The organism is Deltaproteobacteria bacterium (assembly GCA_016219225.1).
In the GTDB taxonomy this organism is placed as follows: domain Bacteria; phylum Desulfobacterota; class RBG-13-43-22; order RBG-13-43-22; family RBG-13-43-22; genus RBG-13-43-22.
In genome coordinates this window covers 12,416-29,847 of the sequence record JACRBX010000144.1, presented here as the reverse complement: position 1 = coordinate 29,847, position 17,432 = coordinate 12,416, and the positions used below count along the sequence as shown (strand labels likewise).

The following is a 17,432-nucleotide window of genomic DNA, read 5'->3' as shown; positions in this document are numbered from 1 at the left end:
GATCTTTTGCGTTTGGCTGGAAATGGAGTTCTTTTTCCCCTCTGTCAGATCCAGACGCCAGGGAAACCGATAGACCAGCAGGCTGATCCCGACCAGAATGGCCACAAAGACCACGGTCAGGAGGGTCAACAAGGAGCCTTGTTTCCATATTTCTGTTTTAACCGTAGGCATATCTCTTATTGCTTCTTATTCCGCAATCCAAAATCCGAAATCCGAAATCGATTCATCCCCTGATCTTCCTCGAATCCAGATAGCGCAGGGTCAAAAAAATAAAAAATATCGAGAAAATAAGATAATAAACCAGATCCCGACTGTCCAACACCCCTTTGGAAAAAGGGTCCATATGTTCCAACAGAGAAAGATAATGGACTACGCTGCTGACTGCCGGCCCGGAGACCGATCCGGCCCAGCCGATGATCCAGAACATAAGCAAGGCCCCAAATCCGGCTACGGCCGCAATAATCTGATTTTGGGTCAGGGCCGAGGTAAAAAGGCCCAGGGAGACAAAACTGGCGGTCATTAAAATCAGGCCGGCGTATCCCGTTAAAACAGGTCCCCACTCCGGATCGGCAAACCAGGAAAGGATGAAAATATAAATGACGGTAACCGCCAACAAAACCAGGAGGACCATAAGGGTGGCCAGATATTTTCCCAACAGGACCGCTAATTCCCGAAGGGGATAGGTCAGCAGGAGTTCGATGGTCCCGTTTTTCTTTTCTTCCGCCAGAAGGCGCATGGTCAACAGGGGAACAATCAATAAAAGGATAATGCTCATATCATCAAAAAGGGGCTTGATGACCATTTCATTGATAGTAACCTGTCCCCCCATATAAGGGTTCTGGGCCGCCTGAAAACTGATCAGGCTGAAGTAGGCCACGGAGGTATAAAAAAAATAGCCGGTTAACAACAGAAAGATCGTCCCCACTACATAAAAGATAGGGGAGGCGAAAAAAGTATAGAGCTCCCGTTTGAAGACCGCCGAAAATCCCTTCACGGCTGTTCTCCCGGTTCCTCGGTAACTAACTGAACAAAGACCTCTTCCAGGCTGAGTTCCTGGCTGTGCATTTCCAGCAATCCCCATCCCCTTTCAATGACCGCCCGGGCCAGGTCGGCCCGGATGTCTTGATTCTTATCCATCTCGACGAAAAACCTTCCAGGACCATCATTCTGCCCCTCGGCCTTCAAAACCCCGGGCTGGGTCATCAGGGTCTTTATAACCTCTTCCTCGGGACCTTGAATCGTCAAATGGATTCTCCGGGAGGTCTGTATTTGGGCCGTCAGGTTGGAGACCGTATCGATAGCCACAATCCGGCCGCGGTTGATAATAATCACCTTCTGGCAGACCTGGCTGACTTCGGGCAGTATGTGGGTACTTAAAATGATGGTCCTCTCCTGGCCCAAAGCCCGGATCATCTGCCTGATCTCAACAACCTGGGTCGGGTCCAGTCCGATGGTCGGTTCGTCCAGGATCAGCACCGGCGGGTTGTTCAAAAGGGCTTGGGCCAGACCGACCCTCTGCTTGAATCCTTTGGAAAGGTGTCCGATGATACGCCCCCGGACCTTCTCCAATCCGCAATCATCCAGGGTTTTATCAATGGACGCTTTGATTTGCCGGGAGCCTATGCCCTTTGCCTGGGCGGCAAAGGAGAGAAACCGCTCTACGGTCATTTCCGTATATAAAGGGACGCTTTCAGGGAGGTATCCCACTTGTTCCCGGACCTTCAAGGAATCCCGATAGACATCATAGCCATTGACCCGGGCCTGTCCTGAAGAGGGCGGCAGGAAACAGGTCAATATTTTCAGGGTGGTCGTTTTTCCCGCTCCGTTGGGACCTAAAAAACCGACTACTTCTCCCTGACCGACGGTGAATGAAAGTTCCGTTATGGCCGGCAAAAAACCGTAATATTTGGTTAACCGTTCAACTTCTATCATAAAATGATTGGTCGCTTAGCAATTCCGAGAACTTACCTCTTAGAATTATATTAGCTTATTCTTGATCTTCGACGATAATTAGAATTTAATATCTTTGGCCTTCCTTGAAAACACCTGTCCCTTCCCGGATTCGGGTTGGTTATTCAATAATCATTTCAAGGCAGGTTGTCAAGATAATCATTTTCGATATTCGTTATTCGTATTTTTGTGTTTTCGTGTTAAAATAGCCCCGGTTCGCCATTGAGCGGACCAAATAGTTTTTAAAAAAAGGATCCACCATGAAGGATATTTACCAAGAAATAGTTCAAGAACTCTCCCAGGGCCGGGAGATAGTCCTGGCCACTATTATCCGGCAAAAGGGCTCTGCCCCCCGGACCCAGGGGACGCAATTCCTGATCCGTCCGGATGGGACTTTTATCGGTACTATCGGCGGGGGCCGGTTAGAGGCCGATGTCCTGACCGCAGCCCCCCGGGTTTTTAGTGAGCGAAAAAACAGGATCCTCTATTTCCGTTTAAAAGGGGAAGAAGTAGCTGAAACCGAGATGATTTGCGGCGGTGAGGTGGATATTTATCTGGAACTCTTTTCCGGACAAAATCCCCTTGACCTGGATTTATTTCAGAAGGTCTTGGAATTTCGAGAGACCGGCCGGCCCGGCTTGCTGGCTACCTTGTTGGAGGATAGCCAATCAGCCGATCGAAGGGATGGCAAATTCCTGGTTGTCCCTGATGAAGACCCGGACCTCGAGGCCTATCCCTGGATCTCCCCTTTTTGGAAACACCTTCCCCAGGTTTTGGAGGGCAATCAAGCCCGCTTCATGACGGCCATGCTTCAGGGTGAAGAAAAGAAGGTCTTTCTGGAACCCTTGATGGCCCCTTCCAGCTTATATATCTTCGGGGCCGGTCATATTTCTTTATATCTTTGCACTATGGGAAAAATGGTCGGTTTCCGGGTTGCGGTCTTTGATGACCGGGCCGAATTCGCCAATCCCCAACGCTTCCCGGAAGCGGATGAAATTCAGGTCGGGCCTTTTGAACAGCTCCTCGACGATTATCTTTTTGGCCCCAATGCCTTTATTGTGGTCGTCACCCGCGGCCATCTCCATGATCATCAAATAATCAGAAGGGTCCTGAAAAGCCCTCCCCGATATATTGGAATGATCGGCAGCCGGCATAAGCGGGGGGTTGTTTTCAAGGCATTGAAAGAGGAAGGATTTCCGGAAGACCGGATCCATTCCATCCATTCCCCCATCGGCCTGGACATCCAGGCCGAGACCCCGGAGGAGATTGCCGTCTCCATCGTAGCCGAACTCATCCAGGTCCGGGGGAAAGGCAGGGCCAAAAAGACCAAGGGCCGGTTACCCGCCTTGGATCCATTATCCCTTGAGGGATAAAAGAGAATAAATGCTTTGTCTCATGTTCATATAGACTTTTGGAAAAGCTCCAAGAAGATGGGACGGCTCAAAGGGACCAATCGAAGGATAAAGCACTATCTTTCTATGCTGGACCAGAGGGTTACGATCACGGAAAAAGAACGGCCTTCGGGACGCGACCCGGGCTGAATGGATTCGGCACTGCAAACGAGCCGGCCTTTACGATCAGGGCAAACTCCTTTATGAGAAAGGCGGCCTGAATCTGGATATACTTTTTGAGGAGGCTACGGTGGAGGTTGAGGAGGACTACCAGGTCTGCTCCAGGATGCTTTCGAGGGAAAAGAATAATTTAGGAAAGGTGAACGGGAAGGCCGGATAATGCCCATTAAAGACAACTTAAAAATAATAGCTGCGGAAGGCGAAGGACAAAAAATCGAATTTAAGTCCAAAATTTCCAATCTAGCCAATGAAATGGTAGCCTTTGCCAATGCGTCAGGTGGTTCTATTTATTTAGGGATAACGGATGACGGGAAAATTGTTGGGGTGGCAGATTCCAATCGCCTGCGTAGCCAGATCCAAGATATGGCCAATAACTGTGATCCCCGGGTCTCCATCCGAATTATCTCCCAAAGACCTGTTATCGAAATTATGGTTCCCGAGGGTACGGACAAACCTTATCGTTCTAATGATGGTTTTTTCCTGAGAATCGGTCCCAACTCTCAACAGCTTACCAGGGATGAAATCTTTCGGTTTGCTATAAAAAGCAATAAAGTTCGGTTTGACGAACAATTCGAATCTCCGGTCAAAACAGAGGAAGAAATTGATCAGAATAAAATCAAAGATTTTTTAAAAAGGAAAGGGATTCCTGATAAGACCAAAACGAACGACATCCTGATAAATCTTGGTCTAGCCCAAAAGCAGCAAAACCGAACACTTCTGACCCGCGCCGCTCTCCTTTTTTTTGGAAAAAATCCGCAAAAATATTATCCTGAGGCCTATATCACCAGCGCCCTTTATGGGGATGAAACCCGGGCTAAAGTTCTTGATCGTCTGGATATCAAGGGGACATTGGAAGAACAGATTATCGGCACGGTTGCTTTTGTCCGCCGGAATCTTCGTGTGGCCTATCGGATTGAAAAGGCGGGCCCACGCGAGGAAATTCCTGAAATACCAGAGGCTGTATATCGAGAAGCAATCCTTAATGCGCTGACTCACCGAGATTATTTTGCTGATACTACCCATCCTTATGTCCATATTCACCCAGGTCGCTTAGATATCAGTAATCCCGGGGGCCTCCCCCCGGGCCTGTCGATAGAGGAACTGGGGACCCGAGCTGTTGCTCGGAACCGAATCATTGCTGATATGTTCTACCGATTGGGATATGTAGAACGTTTGGGAAGCGGCATTTACCGGATGCGTATGAACATGGCTGAAGCATATCTCCCACCCCCTCTTTTTTCTATCAATCCCAATGCTTTTAGGGTTGAATTATTTTCCTCCTTTTCAGCGGCAGGTTTTTCCACGGAGGAGTCTGAGATTTGTCAATGGCTCTCCCATAAAAGATGGGCATCCACTAAAGAATTTCTGGAAGCCTTACCCATAGCCAAGGCCACTCTAAACAGGCGGTTAGCTAAGTTGGCGGAAAGAGGGTGGATTAAAATTCATGGCGCCGGAAGAGGAACTTTCTATACCTTAAACTATGGACCTGGAGTTTTTGAGACGAAGCGAGACGATAAGTTAACCTAAAATCAATTGGTTAAATTAATAATGAGACGATAGTGAGTCGAAAAGCATCATACGGAATTCCATTTTCTCAATATCCTGGTTTGTAAAATAGAGTCGGTGACAAACCTATGAATGATAAGCTTAAAGAGATCTTCCGGGGCAAGGTGGTTAACAAAGCCCACACTATCAATACCGGTGTGGACGAATTCCCGCGCTATGTCTTGGAATACCTGATTGATAACTATTGTTCCGTTAGAAAATAGCTTAGAATCGATTAAAAACGGGGTTCCTAAAGAGGCAACTAATTGTTTTTACTTGGTGGGCGATGCGGGACTTGAACCCACGGCCTTTGGTTCCGGAGACCAACGCTCTATCCACCTGAGCTAATCGCCCGTGATCTAAAAAACTTTTGACCTGACAGGATTAACAGGATTTAACATTCAAATTTAGAACAGATCGGCGGATAAAAGACAAATGGAAAAAGAAGATCTCTCCCAGCTTAAAATAAAAAGGACCGAAGCGGCCTCCGCCTTGCCGGTCAGGCCTCGTAAAAAAGGCAAGACCATTATCATTTTAATGATTTTTTTACTGGTTTTATCCGGCATCCTCTATTGGAAGGGTGTCCTGGAACCGGCCGGGGAGTGGGAAATAACCACAGTCTCCCTGATTTATCCTTCCCAGGCCTATACGGTCCTTAATTCCAGCGGATATGTAGTGGCCCAGCGCAAGGCGGCAGTAGCCTCTAAAGCGACCGGTCGATTGGAAACCCTATCCGTGGAAGAAGGCAACCGGGTTAAAAAAGGGCAGATCATCGCCCGGTTGGAGAACGCCGATCTTCAGGCCGCCATCAACCAGACCCAGGCCAATGTCAACACCGCCCAAGCCAACCTGGGTCAGATCGAAGCGGAGATCAAAGATGCCCAGCTCAAGTTTGACAGGAGTAAACGACTGATTCAATCCAAGGCCATTGCCCAATCCGACTACGATACCATTGAAGCTAAAATGCAACAGCTTCAGGCCGGCCGAGCAGCCGCCCTGTCTCAAATCAAGGCCGCTGAGGCCGGCCTTAATGCCAGTCAGGTGGCCATGGAATATACCCTGAGCCGGGCCCCTTTTGATGGGGTTGTTTTAACCAAGAATGCCGATGTCGGCGAAGTGGTGGCTCCTTTCGGCTCTTCAATCAATGCTAAAGCCGCGGTGGTTACGATGGCGGATATGGAATCCTTAATTGTGGAAGCCGATGTTTCCGAAATCAATTTAGCCAAGGTCAAAAAAGGGCAACCTTGTGAGATCCAATTAGACGCCCTGCCCGGCCATAGATTTCCAGGTCGGGTCCACATGATTGTTCCCACCGCCGACCGCTCCAAGGCCACGGTCCTGACCAAAGTCAAATTCCTGGAACGGGATGAACGGATTCTTCCTGAAATGAGTGCCAAGGTGGCTTTCCTCTCCCGCCCGGTTACCAGGGAGGAACAGCCAAAACTGGCTGTTCCGGGATCGGCCATCGTCGACCGGAATGGGAAGACCTTTATCTATCGTCTGGAGGGCAAGAGCGTCCGTCTGGTCGAAGTCCGGAAAGGCCCTGACCTGTTGGATTTCATTGAAGTGACTCAAGGCTTAAAGGCCGGGGAACGGATCGTTCTTAAACCCCAGCGTGGCCTTCGGGACGGCGCCAAAATCAAGATCGCCGAAAAATAATGAAACTCCCCTTAAGCTACAGCTTCAGAAACCTCTGGACCCGAAAAATTACGACCTTCTTGACCATTTCCGGTATGGCCCTGGTGGTCTATGTCTTTGCTGCGGTGCTGATGCTCTCCGAGGGACTGAAAAAAACCCTGCAGGATACCGGGTCCATGGGAAATGCCATTATTGTCCGCCGGTCGGCCGATGCTGAAGTCATGAGCATCATACAACGCCGGGAGGCGGCTATCATTGAAACCCTGCCGGAAATCGCCCTGGATCAAAAAGGAGATCCTTTATTCAGCCGCGAGGTGACGGTCCTGGTGGCCCTGCCTAAAACGGAGACCGGCCGGGTCGGACAGGTGACGATCAGGGGGGTCTCTGAAAAATCACTGGAACTTCGGAACCACGTGATCTTGAAGTCCGGTCGTTACTTCAAACCAGGCCCCTCTGAAATCGTTATTGGAAGCAGTATTGCCAAACGGTTTAAAGGCACCGGTCTCGGTCAAACCATCCGGTTCGGTCTCCGGGATTGGCTGGTGGTAGGCATCCTGGATGCCCAACAAACCGGCTTTGATTCGGAAATCTGGGCCGATGTGGATCAGGTCATGAATACCTTTCACCGGCCGGTGTATTCTTCCATGGTCTTAAGGCTGCGGGATGACGGTTCCTTCCAGTCTTTAAAAAAACACATAGAGAGCGATCCCCGCCTGACCGTCACCGTTAAACGGGAAGCCCAATTCTATGTCGATCAATCGGAGATGATGGCTAAATTTATCCGTATCCTGGGCTTGTCTATAACCATTATTTTTTCGGTTGGGGCCATGATCGGAGCCATGGTAACCATGTACGCCGCCGTGGCCAACCGAACGGTGGAGATCGGCACTTTGCGGGCACTGGGATTTCCCCGAAAAAGCATCCTGGCCGCCTTTCTGATCGAATCCCTCCTGCTCGGGGTCCTGGGAGGCATTTTAGGTCTGGGATCCGCTTCTTTGATGCAATGGGTCAGCATCTCGACTATGAACTGGCAGACCTTTTCCGAACTGGCCTTTAACTTTATCTTAAATAGTGAGATTGCCGGCCAGACTTTCGCTTTCGCCTTGATCATGGGGCTCCTGGGAGGATTTCTGCCGGCCCTGCGGGCCTCACGGTTGAATATCGTAGAGGCCTTGAGGACGACGTAGAAGAGCATGTTTAAGACGCGCTCCCCCCATCGCAGAAAATCAAACGCAGCCTATCCTGACGAAATGGGATTCCGGAGAATATTTTTCTTGACAAGGGTTAAAAAGTTATATTAATAAGGTTATATGACTGATTAGTCAGTCATATACTATAAGCAAAAACCGGCGGCGTTTGATCACCCCTGCCTCGGAGGTCCTTCATGAAAGAAAAAGAAATAGCCAAAAGAGACATCATCCTGAATGCGGCCATCAAGGTTTTTGCCGAGAAGGGCTATTACTCCTGCCGTACCCTGGACATCTCCGGTGAGGCCGGAGTGGCCTATGGTTCCTTGTATCAGTATTTTAAAAGCAAGGAAGACATCCTGCTGTCCATTTTCAATGAAAATTGGGACGCCCTGCTCAAAAGTATGGAAAAACTGAACCGGACCGTTACCGATCCGTTTGAAAGACTTCTGTCCGTCTTCGGTTTTATTTTCAGGAGCTATCAGAGGAATCCCAACCTGATGAAGGTATTAATCATGGATCTTCCCAGGTTGAAGCAGTTCTATAGCCCGGAAAACTGGAAGAACTATAATCGCTTCTTTACCGGTGTGGCCGACATTTTTCAGGAAGGACAAAAAAGGGGTATTTTCCGCAAGGATTTCTCCCCTTTGATTGCCTCCTTTGTCATCTATGGTGCAGTGGATATGACCATCCGGCAATATGTCTACAATCCGGATTTTAACCATGAGGAATTTCCCGTGGAAAAGGCCAATAATCAGATCATGGGTCTTTTAGAACAAGGATTCCTGATGAAGGAACCGGCCCGAAAGGGCATAAAAGGAAAGTAGCCTGGGGGATGAAAAATGGACAGAGATTATTTTGAAGTTGTCTGCGAGTATCGGTGAAAATCTGCCTCCTAATTTGAGGCCAAAGGCAATTGTGCTGGTGAACCGTTATAAGAGATCTCTCCGCTGCCCCGGAATTCTCGGCGCCCGTGTTCAGCAAGGGCTGATCGGATCCTCTTCGTCGGCCGGGATGGGAGATTGCCTGCTCCTTGATTTTTCCAGAGGGTTTTTCGCCGTTGCCGACGGGTCGGAGCGCAATCCTTCGGCCTCGCGGGAGTTTATGAGGCTGTTTTCAACCATGTTGACCCGAATCATTTCCCCGTCCGGCGGGCGGGTCTATGGGGAGAAGGAGGTCAAGACTTTGAAAAGGCGCCTGATTGCCGAGTCCGACCATCTGTTGCAAGCCTTATCCTTCGGCGACAGTTGTACCTTTACCGGAATCCTGCTCTTAAGAACCAAAAAAGAAGCGATGGCCGGTCTCCTCTTCCACACGGGAGACAGCCTCTTGTTCTCCTGTAATGTCCAAACAGGGGAGAGCCGGCAATGGTCAAAAAACAATTTCTGGATGGTGGGGCGGACTCCCCGCTTTTTCCAGGTGGATGATCTGCCTATCGTATCCCATACCCGTCTTTTATTGGCCACCGACGGCCTGGCCAATATCCCCTTTCCTCTCTCACAGAGCCGGGAGGAGTATATACGGGAACTTTTTCAGACCTCCGCCCCCGAAAAAATTCCGGACCGATTGCTCGAAACGAATGCCCCTTTGTCCGGCGGCTGGGACGACACGGCAATCATCGCCCTTGATCCATGTTCCGTGCCGATTTCATCCGGTTGTTTCCTCTTCGGAGGCACTTCCCGGATAGAGGAGAGGATTTTTCAGGAAGAAAAAAAACAGGGTCTATATCAGAACCGGTATCTCCCTTCTGTCGGGATGGAAGAGGACCGGACCACACCGATGGGTTTATAGTTGGAGATCGATCTGCATATTCATACCAGTCGCTATTCCGGCTGCAGTAATATCGATGCCGTTAAACTGCTTCGGAAATCCAAAGAAGTGGGACTGGACGGTATTGCCCTGACCGAACACGGCATCTGTTGGTCGGCGGAATATATCGAGGAGATTCGAACTAAGAGCGGGATGACCGACCTGGTGATCCTACCCGGGCAGGAGGTGGCCTGCTATACGAAGTTCGGACATTTCCAGGGAGAATTCCTGGTCTTCGGCCCTACCCGGAGTCTGGGGTCGAGCCGTTCCCTGGAACAGATCCTGGCGGTTGTCCACGGCGAAGGGGGTGTCGTCATTGCCGCCCATCCTTACAGAAAGTTGCCCCATGAAGCCGGTTTCTACGGGGCCGGCAACGGGGTCTACGGCCTGGACATCGATGGCCTGGAAGTCGAGCACCCCTCGTATGATGATGAAAGTCGGTTGCTGGCCCAAAAAGCCGTGAGGGCCAAGAAGATCGCCGGGATCGGCTGCAGCGACGCCCATGACCTCCGGTCCGTCGGGATCTGCCGTACGGTTTTTTCAAAACCAGTCCGGGATATAGGGACCCTTTGTGAGGAGATCAAGGCCTGCCGCGTGGAAGCCCGGCGATTGGATTCATAGTAATCTTGAAAATAGTATTTATTGAAGATGCCAAGAGTGATGCGTTCGTAAAAAGTCCAAAAGCGCCGATTTACGTCATTCCCATGAAAACGGGAATCCAGTGTTTTTAATTAGTTACATATAGCCTGGATTCCCGCCTTCGCGGGAATGACGAGTTTTTTCGAGACCATCAAGAGTAAGTATATAATGCCTTAAAAAATGACTGATTAATCAGTCACTATTAACTATTTTGGGGGTAACTAAAAGCCTCGGGGTAAAAGGTGGCGTCAAAATGTTGTTATGGAAGTAGCCCCATCTTGCCCAAAAGGAGATGAAATTCATGGAAATAAAAAACATTACGGTATTGGGCTCCGGAACCATGGGGCATGGTATCGCCCAGGCCGCTATATCCGCGGGATTGGAGGTTGTTCTGTATGATCTGGATCAGATGTTTATCGATCAGGGAGTGGCCCGGATCCGTAAAAATCTGGCCAGGCGGGTGGAGAAGGGTAAGCTCACCCGGGAAAAGATGGATGAATTCCTGGCGATCCTGAATACTTCTACGGACCTGAAGGAGGCGGCCAGGGATGCGGATTTCGTCATTGAGGCCGTACCGGAAGACCTGAACCTGAAGAAAAAGCTCTTTGCCGAGTTGGATAAGATCTGTAGACCCGAGACGATCCTGGCCACCAATACCTCCGTACTTTCCGTAACGGCCATGGCCGGTGCCACGGAAAGAAAAACCCAGGTGATCGGAACCCACTTCTTTAACCCGGCGGCGGTGATGAAATTGGTGGAGGTGGTCTGTCCTATCGGGGTATCTGAAGAGACGGTCCGGATCACCATCGACATGGTGAAGCGTCTGGGCAAGGTGCCCATCAGGGCCAAGGATACGCCGGGGTTTATCGTCAACCGACTGCTCGGGCCTTTGTATATGACGGCGGCCCAGATGGTCCTGGAGGGCACAGCCATGGCCGAAGATATCGATACGGCTATGAAGCTCGGGGCCGGCCACCCCATGGGACCCTGTGAGTTAGCGGATTTCGGGGGCTTCGATGTGATCCAGATGGCCCAGGATTCGGTCTTCGAATATACCCATTCGGAAGCGGACAAGCTGAACATCCTTTACCGAAAGATGATCGAAGCCGGCCGGCTGGGGATAAAGAATGGCAAGGGATTTTATGATTATCTGCCTGATGGAACGAAAAAACCGTTTAAGGTCTTCTGATAAAAGGAGAGGAACATATGAAAGAAGTTATGATCATGGATGGGGTGAGAACGCCTATCGGACGTATGGGTGGGGCATTATCGAGTTTTCGTCCTGAAGAATTAGCCGCCATCGCATTGAAGGGATTGGTGGAAAAGACAAAAATTAACCCAGCCATAGTGGATGATGTCCTGATCGGCCATGCCTGTACCAATCACGCTGCTATAAACATTGCCCGCTGGGCTGTTCTTAAGGCGGGACTTCCCGTATCCGTGCCGGCCCAGACGGTGGAACGGCAGTGCGGCTCAGGCTTGCAGACCGTCAATTCAGCCGCCCTGGCCATATTGGGGGGGATGGGCGAGGTTTACATCGCCGGGGGATGCGAAAGCTGGAGTAATGCCCCTTATCTGATGGAGCGTCAGAAGGTTCCCTTTTCCCTGGTGCCCAATGCCTTTATTACCAAGGAAACCGGACCGACCCCGGATACCAATGTCTCCATGGGGATCATTGCCGAGATCCTGGCCGAGGAATGGGAGATCTCCAGGGAGGAACAGGATACCTTCAGCCTCAGAAGCCAGGAGCGGGCCATCCAGGCCATTGAGGCGGGATATTTCCAGGAAGAGATCGTCCCTGTGACCATACCGCAGAAAAAGGGGGCCCCGATTATCTTTGACCGGGACGAGCACCCCAGGGCGACGAGTCTGGAGAAGTTGGCGGCCTTGCAACCGGCCTTCAAAAAAGGGGGGACGGTGACGGCCGGGAATTCTTCGGGGCTTAACGACGGAAGCGTGGCCATCCTCCTCATGTCCGCAGTGAAATGCCGGGACTCGGGTCTCAATCCTTTGGGACGTTTTGTGTCCTGCGCTTTGTTCGGTGTGGAGCCCAAATATATGGGTATAGCTCCGGCCTATGCGGTGCCCAAGGCCTTGGAGCGGGCCGGCCTCCAACTGGCCGATATGGACGTAGTGGAGTGCAACGAAGCCTTTGCCTCCCAGACCCTGGCGGTGATGAAAGAACTCCGAAAGAAGGGTCATCAGGTCGACCCGGGAAAGTGGAACCCCAACGGCGGTGCCATCGCCTTCGGCCATCCTAACGGGATGAGCGGCGGCCGGTTGACTTTGGCGGCCTTGCATCACTTGAAAAGGACTGGTGGGAGATATGGTCTGGTCACCCTCTGTATCGGCGGCGGACAGGGGATCGCCACGATTTTCGAAAGGATATGAAGGAGGTTTTATGGTAGACAAGGTGGCCGTTGTGGCCGTGGCTCAAACCCGATTTGCGCCTAAACGGGCCGAAGTAAACTATGCCGAAATGGCTTATGAGGTAATCAAGCAGGTCCTTAACGACACGGGATTGGATCTCGGTAAAGACATCGATAACAAAATCAGTTGCTCTCATGATATCTGGGACGGTCAGACTATTTCGGATATCGGGATCACCGACGTGATCGGCGGACATTTGGGCAATGAAGAGAAGATGGCCATGGATGGATCGACCGCGGTTTTTTACGGGACCATCGGTATCCTTTCCGGGGAATACGAGGTGACCCTTCTTTTGGCCCATACCAAGATGTCCCAAACCAATCGCAACGTCGTCAATAATGTGGCCTTCGAGCCCATCTATTCAAGGTTGCTGGGCCTGGATTTTACCTCGGCCGGGGCCTTGCAGGCCAGGCGTTATATGTACAAATACGGGATCACCCGGGAGCAGGTATCCCAGGTGGTGGTGAAAAATCTCTCCAATGCCCGGTTGAACCCGGTGGCCCATCGGGCCGGGGAGGTTACCGTGGCCGGGGTCATGAGCTCGCCCCTGCTGGCTTCCCCCCTCCATGTGCTCGACGTGGCCCCTGATACGGACGGTGCCGTGGCCATGATCCTGGCCTCGGAGAAAAGGGCCCGGGAAATTACCGATAAGCCGGTCTGGGTCAAAGGAATGGGGGTTTGTTATGACGCCCATTATTTGGGAGACCGGGACCTGGCGGATTGTATGGCCTTGGAGAAGGCAGCGGCCCAGGCTTACCGTATGGCCGGCCTTAAGAAGCCGACGCGGGATATCGATGTGGTCGAGTTAGGGGATGAATTTTCCTACCAGGAACTCCTCTGGCTGGAAGGGTTGGGGCTGTGCGACCGCGGAGAGGCCGGACGAATGATCGATTCCGGTCTGACGGCCCTCAAAGGGAAAATGCCGGTCAATCCTTCCGGGGGGCTGTTGGGCGGTGTGCCGGCCAATGTGGCCGGACTCAACCGGGTGGCCGAAGCGGTCCTCCAGTTAAGGGGGGAAGCCGGGGAACACCAGGTCAAGAGTCCCAGAATTGCCGTCGCCCAGGGACACAGCGGCTTTTGCGGCCAGCATCAGTGTGTGATTGTGTTGGGGAGTTGACAGATCCTGTTAATCCTGTCTAAAAATTTTTCAGGGAGAAACAACCATGAAAAGAAATGTAGCCATCATCGGAGGAGGCCAGACCTATCACAAGGCCCGACGTCACGATGTGGATCAGGCGGAATTAGTCAACGAGGCTGTCCGGGCGGCCCTGGCGGATGCCGACATGACGATAGACGAGATCGACCTGGTCTTGCTCGGCAATATGGAATTCTTCGAAGGGGTCCACATGACCGATTGCTGGCTGGTCCACGGGACAGGCGCTTATGGTCGGCCAGGTCTCAAGATCACCACCGGCGGCACCGTGGGGGCCACCATGGTCTGCGCCGGGATCCATCATGTGGCCAGCGGTCTTTTCGACAAGGTCCTGTGCATCGGTTTTGAAAAACAGGAAGAAGGCGATACCGGCGCCATCTTAAGCGGCGTGGCCCATCCCTTGTGGGGACGGTCCATGGCCGGTGCGGCGGTAGGCTATTTCGCCATGATGGGGTCTTCCTATATGGCGGCCTGGGGGGCCAAAGAGGAACACTCGGCTATGGTGGCCGTCAAGGCCAGGCAGAATGCCCGGAAGAATAAATACGCCCATCTCAAATTAGACATTACCATAGAAGATGCCTTGAATTCGCGGATGCTTTCTTATCCGATCCGGATGCTCGACATGTGTCCAGCTTCCAACGGGGCCTGTGCCGTCATCCTGGCTGATGAAAAAACGGCCCAAAAGCGCAGTAAAAAGCCGGTCTGGTTCCGGGCCATGGATACGGCCCATAACGAACAATTCGAACTGGACTGGCGGGACGTTAAAACCGAGCGGCCTATTTTTTCCAAGGTCTGCGCCTCCCGGATGTATAAAAAACTGGGGGTCACCAACCCGGCGGAGCATTTTGACGTCTTTGAGATTTATGAGCCGGCCACCTGGGCCGAACTGGTCTGGTATGAGGACCTGGGGCTTTGCGGTCCGGGAGAAGGTTTCAAGATGATTGAAAAGGGGATGACCAATATAGACGGCCCCATTCCGGTGAATCCCTCCGGCGGGGTGTTATCGACCAACTGTATCGGTGCCTCGGCCATGCTGCGCATCTGGGAGGCGGCCCTGCAGATCCGGGGCGATGCCGGGGAACACCAGGTGCCCAAAGAGGTCCGGAGGGCCTTTACCACGGCCTACGGCGGAACGAACTGGACCGTCATGACCGCTTTATCGAAGACCCTGGACGATTGAAACTACAGCCTATTTTTTTTGCTGATGAGCCTCCATATCCGTCATTCCGGCATGCTTTAAAACATTCGGGAATGACAACAATATGCTAAGGAGACAGTGATGATAAAAAAGACCGACGAGCAGATTTCCATTCCCATGGTTGTGGATGTCCCTTTCGAGTTTGCGGCCGGACAGTACCTGTCCCGGGCTTTGACGGAGCTTAGGGACAACGGGAAATTTTTCGGGGTAAAATGCCCGAAATGCGGACGGGTCCAGTTGCCCCCCAGGATTGTGTGTGCCGAATGCCATGTCAAGAATGAAGAATGGGTGGAACTCGGACTGGAAGGTAAATTGAAGGCCTTTACCATTATGTATCTGCCCCTCACCGATCCGACCACCGGCAAGCCGCACAACCCGCCTTTTGTTTACGGCTCCGTGCAGTTGGATGGGGCCACCTCGGTACTGGACCACTTAGTCAGCATGGAACCCGATTTGGATAAAATCTGGGTGGGGATGCGTTTAAGAATTATTTTGCGGCCCCCACAGGAGAGGATCGGTGATCTAAGCGACATCTTGTATTTCGAACCTCTGCCGGGGCAGAAGAAACCCGCGTAGAATTAAAGCTAAGGAGCAGGAAAATGGAAGATGCCAAAACTTATCCCCCCTTTGAAGTCAAGCAACGCCTGAAGGCCAACAGCCTGTACTATGCCGGGAAAATGGGGAGTCTCTTTTATGTCAATCTTCGGGACCATAAGGTCATTGTGGGGGTCCGTTGCCCCAAATGCAACAAGGTCTTCTGGCCTCCGAGGTCCACCTGCGGACATTGTTTTTCGGAATTGACTGAGGTGGTGGAGATCGGCCCCATGGGAACGGTCGAGTCCTATACGCAGGTGACCTACTCGGAACCCATCCATCCCCGCCCAGCACCCTTTGTCTACGGGGTCATCAAACTGGACGGTGCCGATACGGGCATCACCCATTTTATCGCCGAGACGGATTATGAAAAAATCCATATCGGGATGCGGGTAAAACCGGTTTTTGCCGAGGAGCGAAAAGGAAACATATTGGATATCAGGTATTTTAAACCGATTTGAGGCGGGTCAGGGGTCAGGGGTCATTCCGGCATGGTTTAAGCCGGAATCCAGGGACTTTGATTTCTCATTTTTTTGAAAAACCTGGATTCCCGATAAAGACATTCGGGAATGACGAAAAATTGTCGCTGTAGTAATATAGCTTAAATAATTTTTATTTTGTTTCTTTAAGCTATTTTCGCCGAACACCGAACGCTTAACGCCGAACGTTTTTTTTAACCAGGAGGTCCCATGGACGAAAAGGAAAAGAAAAATTATCTGGCCATGTGGAATGGCAGCCGGGGTGCCGATCGGAATCCCGGTAATTATCAGCGCCGGGATGATGGGAATCACATTTACAAAAGCGACCAATACTTCGAGTGGTGGTATCTGGATTGCTCTTTTGATAACGGATACCATGCGGTGGTCACCTTCCACTACATGAATGGTTTCATGAATCCTATCGTGCCGACTTCGCAGGTTATGATCTACAAACCAGACGGCACCAAGGTAGTACGGTTCGCTTCCTTTAAGGAGGATGAAATTTATGCCGGTGCGGATTACTGTGACGTGAGAATGGGTAATGACTGGATCAAAGATACCGGTGACGGATATGAGGTCTCTATCAAGATCAAGGGGGTGGGCCTTCATCTGACCTTTAAGAATATCGTCCCGGGTTGGAAACCCGGCACGGGATTTCTTTACAAAAACGAAGAAAATGGACAGTTGTCAGGATGGTGCGTTCCAGTCCCTTATGGGGAAGTAAGCGGTGAACTCTTTCTAAAAGAGGAGACCCTGAAAGTCAGGGGTGCGGGATACCATGATCATAACTGGGGAAACTGTTCCATGCACGGGTTTATCGAAGGTTGGTACTGGGGCCGGATTCACAACCGCGATTACACCATCGATTACGGCTGGGTCATCCCGAGGGATAATGAGGCCCTCATCATGTCGCCCCTTCTGTTGGCCAAAGGCGGAGAAATCGTCCTTTCCACCGATATGATGAAGGCGGAGTTTGCCGATATCGTCCGGGATGAAACAAACGGTAAGGACTATGCCAAGGCCCTGACCATCTCCACCGACGTCAAGGGAGTGAAGCTCCAGTTGAACATTAAATCAACCCGGGTCATCGAATCCATGGAGCTTCCAAAGGTGACGGACTGGAAGCAATATTATTACCGTTTTCTGGCCGACTATGATATGAAGATCGAAATTGATGGTCAGAAAGACCAGGTTGGTGGAGAGATGCTCCATGAACTTATGCTGCTTTGAAAGGAAACA

17 protein-coding genes and 1 tRNA gene are annotated in these 17,432 nt (G+C 51.3%); 14 read left to right on the top strand and 4 right to left on the bottom strand.

Annotated features, from left to right (window positions below):
- The 3 genes from HY879_12325 to HY879_12315 form a co-directional block, all read right to left on the bottom strand.
- A partial coding sequence (locus HY879_12325; protein ID MBI5604132.1) for a hypothetical protein occupies positions 1–171 on the bottom strand: 171 nt, incomplete at its 3' end.
- 52 nt (positions 172–223) lie between these two features.
- Positions 224–994, bottom strand: a complete 771-nt coding sequence (locus HY879_12320; protein ID MBI5604131.1) for an ABC transporter permease subunit — start codon at positions 992–994, stop codon at positions 224–226.
- A complete protein-coding gene (locus HY879_12315) occupies positions 991–1,932 on the bottom strand; it encodes an ATP-binding cassette domain-containing protein (protein ID MBI5604130.1) in 942 nt (313 codons plus the stop codon). The genes HY879_12320 and HY879_12315 overlap by 4 nt, the downstream gene beginning before the upstream one ends.
- A gap of 278 nt (positions 1,933–2,210) precedes the next feature.
- On the opposite strand from HY879_12315, the gene HY879_12310 reads away from it, so the two are divergent.
- Both HY879_12310 and HY879_12305 read left to right on the top strand, forming a co-directional pair.
- Positions 2,211–3,323, top strand: a complete 1,113-nt coding sequence (locus tag HY879_12310) for an XdhC family protein (GenBank protein MBI5604129.1) — start codon at positions 2,211–2,213, stop codon at positions 3,321–3,323.
- Between the two features lie 357 nt (positions 3,324–3,680).
- Positions 3,681–5,048, top strand: a complete 1,368-nt coding sequence (locus HY879_12305; GenBank protein ID MBI5604128.1) for a putative DNA binding domain-containing protein — start codon at positions 3,681–3,683, stop codon at positions 5,046–5,048.
- 295 nt (positions 5,049–5,343) lie between these two features.
- Here HY879_12305 and HY879_12300 read toward each other — a convergent pair.
- Positions 5,344–5,420 (bottom strand) — tRNA-Arg (locus HY879_12300).
- 81 nt (positions 5,421–5,501) lie between these two features.
- On the opposite strand from HY879_12300, the gene HY879_12295 reads away from it, so the two are divergent.
- The 12 genes from HY879_12295 to HY879_12240 all read left to right on the top strand — a co-directional run bounded on the left by HY879_12295 (position 5,502) and on the right by HY879_12240 (position 17,423).
- Positions 5,502–6,725: an efflux RND transporter periplasmic adaptor subunit gene (locus HY879_12295; protein ID MBI5604127.1), complete on the top strand. Its 1,224-nt coding sequence runs from the start codon at positions 5,502–5,504 to the stop codon at positions 6,723–6,725.
- A complete protein-coding gene (locus HY879_12290; protein ID MBI5604126.1) occupies positions 6,725–7,891 on the top strand; it encodes an ABC transporter permease in 1,167 nt (388 codons plus the stop codon). The genes HY879_12295 and HY879_12290 overlap by 1 nt, the downstream gene beginning before the upstream one ends.
- Positions 7,892–8,088: 197 nt before the next feature.
- On the top strand, positions 8,089–8,718 hold the full coding sequence (locus HY879_12285; GenBank protein ID MBI5604125.1) for a TetR/AcrR family transcriptional regulator: 630 nt from the start codon (positions 8,089–8,091) through the stop codon (positions 8,716–8,718).
- Positions 8,719–8,815: 97 nt separating this feature from the next.
- A complete protein-coding gene (locus tag HY879_12280; GenBank protein MBI5604124.1) occupies positions 8,816–9,682 on the top strand; it encodes a protein phosphatase 2C family protein in 867 nt (288 codons plus the stop codon).
- Positions 9,683–10,321, top strand: a complete 639-nt coding sequence (locus tag HY879_12275) for a PHP domain-containing protein (protein MBI5604123.1) — start codon at positions 9,683–9,685, stop codon at positions 10,319–10,321.
- A 319-nt stretch (positions 10,322–10,640) separates the two neighbouring features.
- Entirely contained in the window at positions 10,641–11,528 is an 888-nt protein-coding gene (locus tag HY879_12270) for a 3-hydroxyacyl-CoA dehydrogenase family protein (GenBank protein ID MBI5604122.1), read from the top strand.
- Between the two features lie 17 nt (positions 11,529–11,545).
- Positions 11,546–12,730 (top strand): thiolase family protein, encoded by a 1,185-nt coding sequence (locus tag HY879_12265; protein ID MBI5604121.1) that lies wholly within the window; start codon positions 11,546–11,548, stop codon positions 12,728–12,730.
- A gap of 10 nt (positions 12,731–12,740) precedes the next feature.
- On the top strand, positions 12,741–13,886 hold the full coding sequence (locus HY879_12260; GenBank protein ID MBI5604120.1) for a thiolase family protein: 1,146 nt from the start codon (positions 12,741–12,743) through the stop codon (positions 13,884–13,886).
- Positions 13,887–13,932: 46 nt separating this feature from the next.
- Positions 13,933–15,102 (top strand): thiolase family protein, encoded by a 1,170-nt coding sequence (locus HY879_12255; GenBank protein MBI5604119.1) that lies wholly within the window; start codon positions 13,933–13,935, stop codon positions 15,100–15,102.
- Between the two features lie 99 nt (positions 15,103–15,201).
- On the top strand, positions 15,202–15,696 hold the full coding sequence (locus HY879_12250) for a Zn-ribbon domain-containing OB-fold protein (protein ID MBI5604118.1): 495 nt from the start codon (positions 15,202–15,204) through the stop codon (positions 15,694–15,696).
- A 23-nt stretch (positions 15,697–15,719) separates the two neighbouring features.
- Positions 15,720–16,175 (top strand): Zn-ribbon domain-containing OB-fold protein, encoded by a 456-nt coding sequence (locus tag HY879_12245; GenBank protein ID MBI5604117.1) that lies wholly within the window; start codon positions 15,720–15,722, stop codon positions 16,173–16,175.
- A gap of 228 nt (positions 16,176–16,403) precedes the next feature.
- Positions 16,404–17,423 (top strand): hypothetical protein, encoded by a 1,020-nt coding sequence (locus tag HY879_12240; GenBank protein ID MBI5604116.1) that lies wholly within the window; start codon positions 16,404–16,406, stop codon positions 17,421–17,423.
- Positions 17,424–17,432 lie beyond the last annotated feature (9 nt).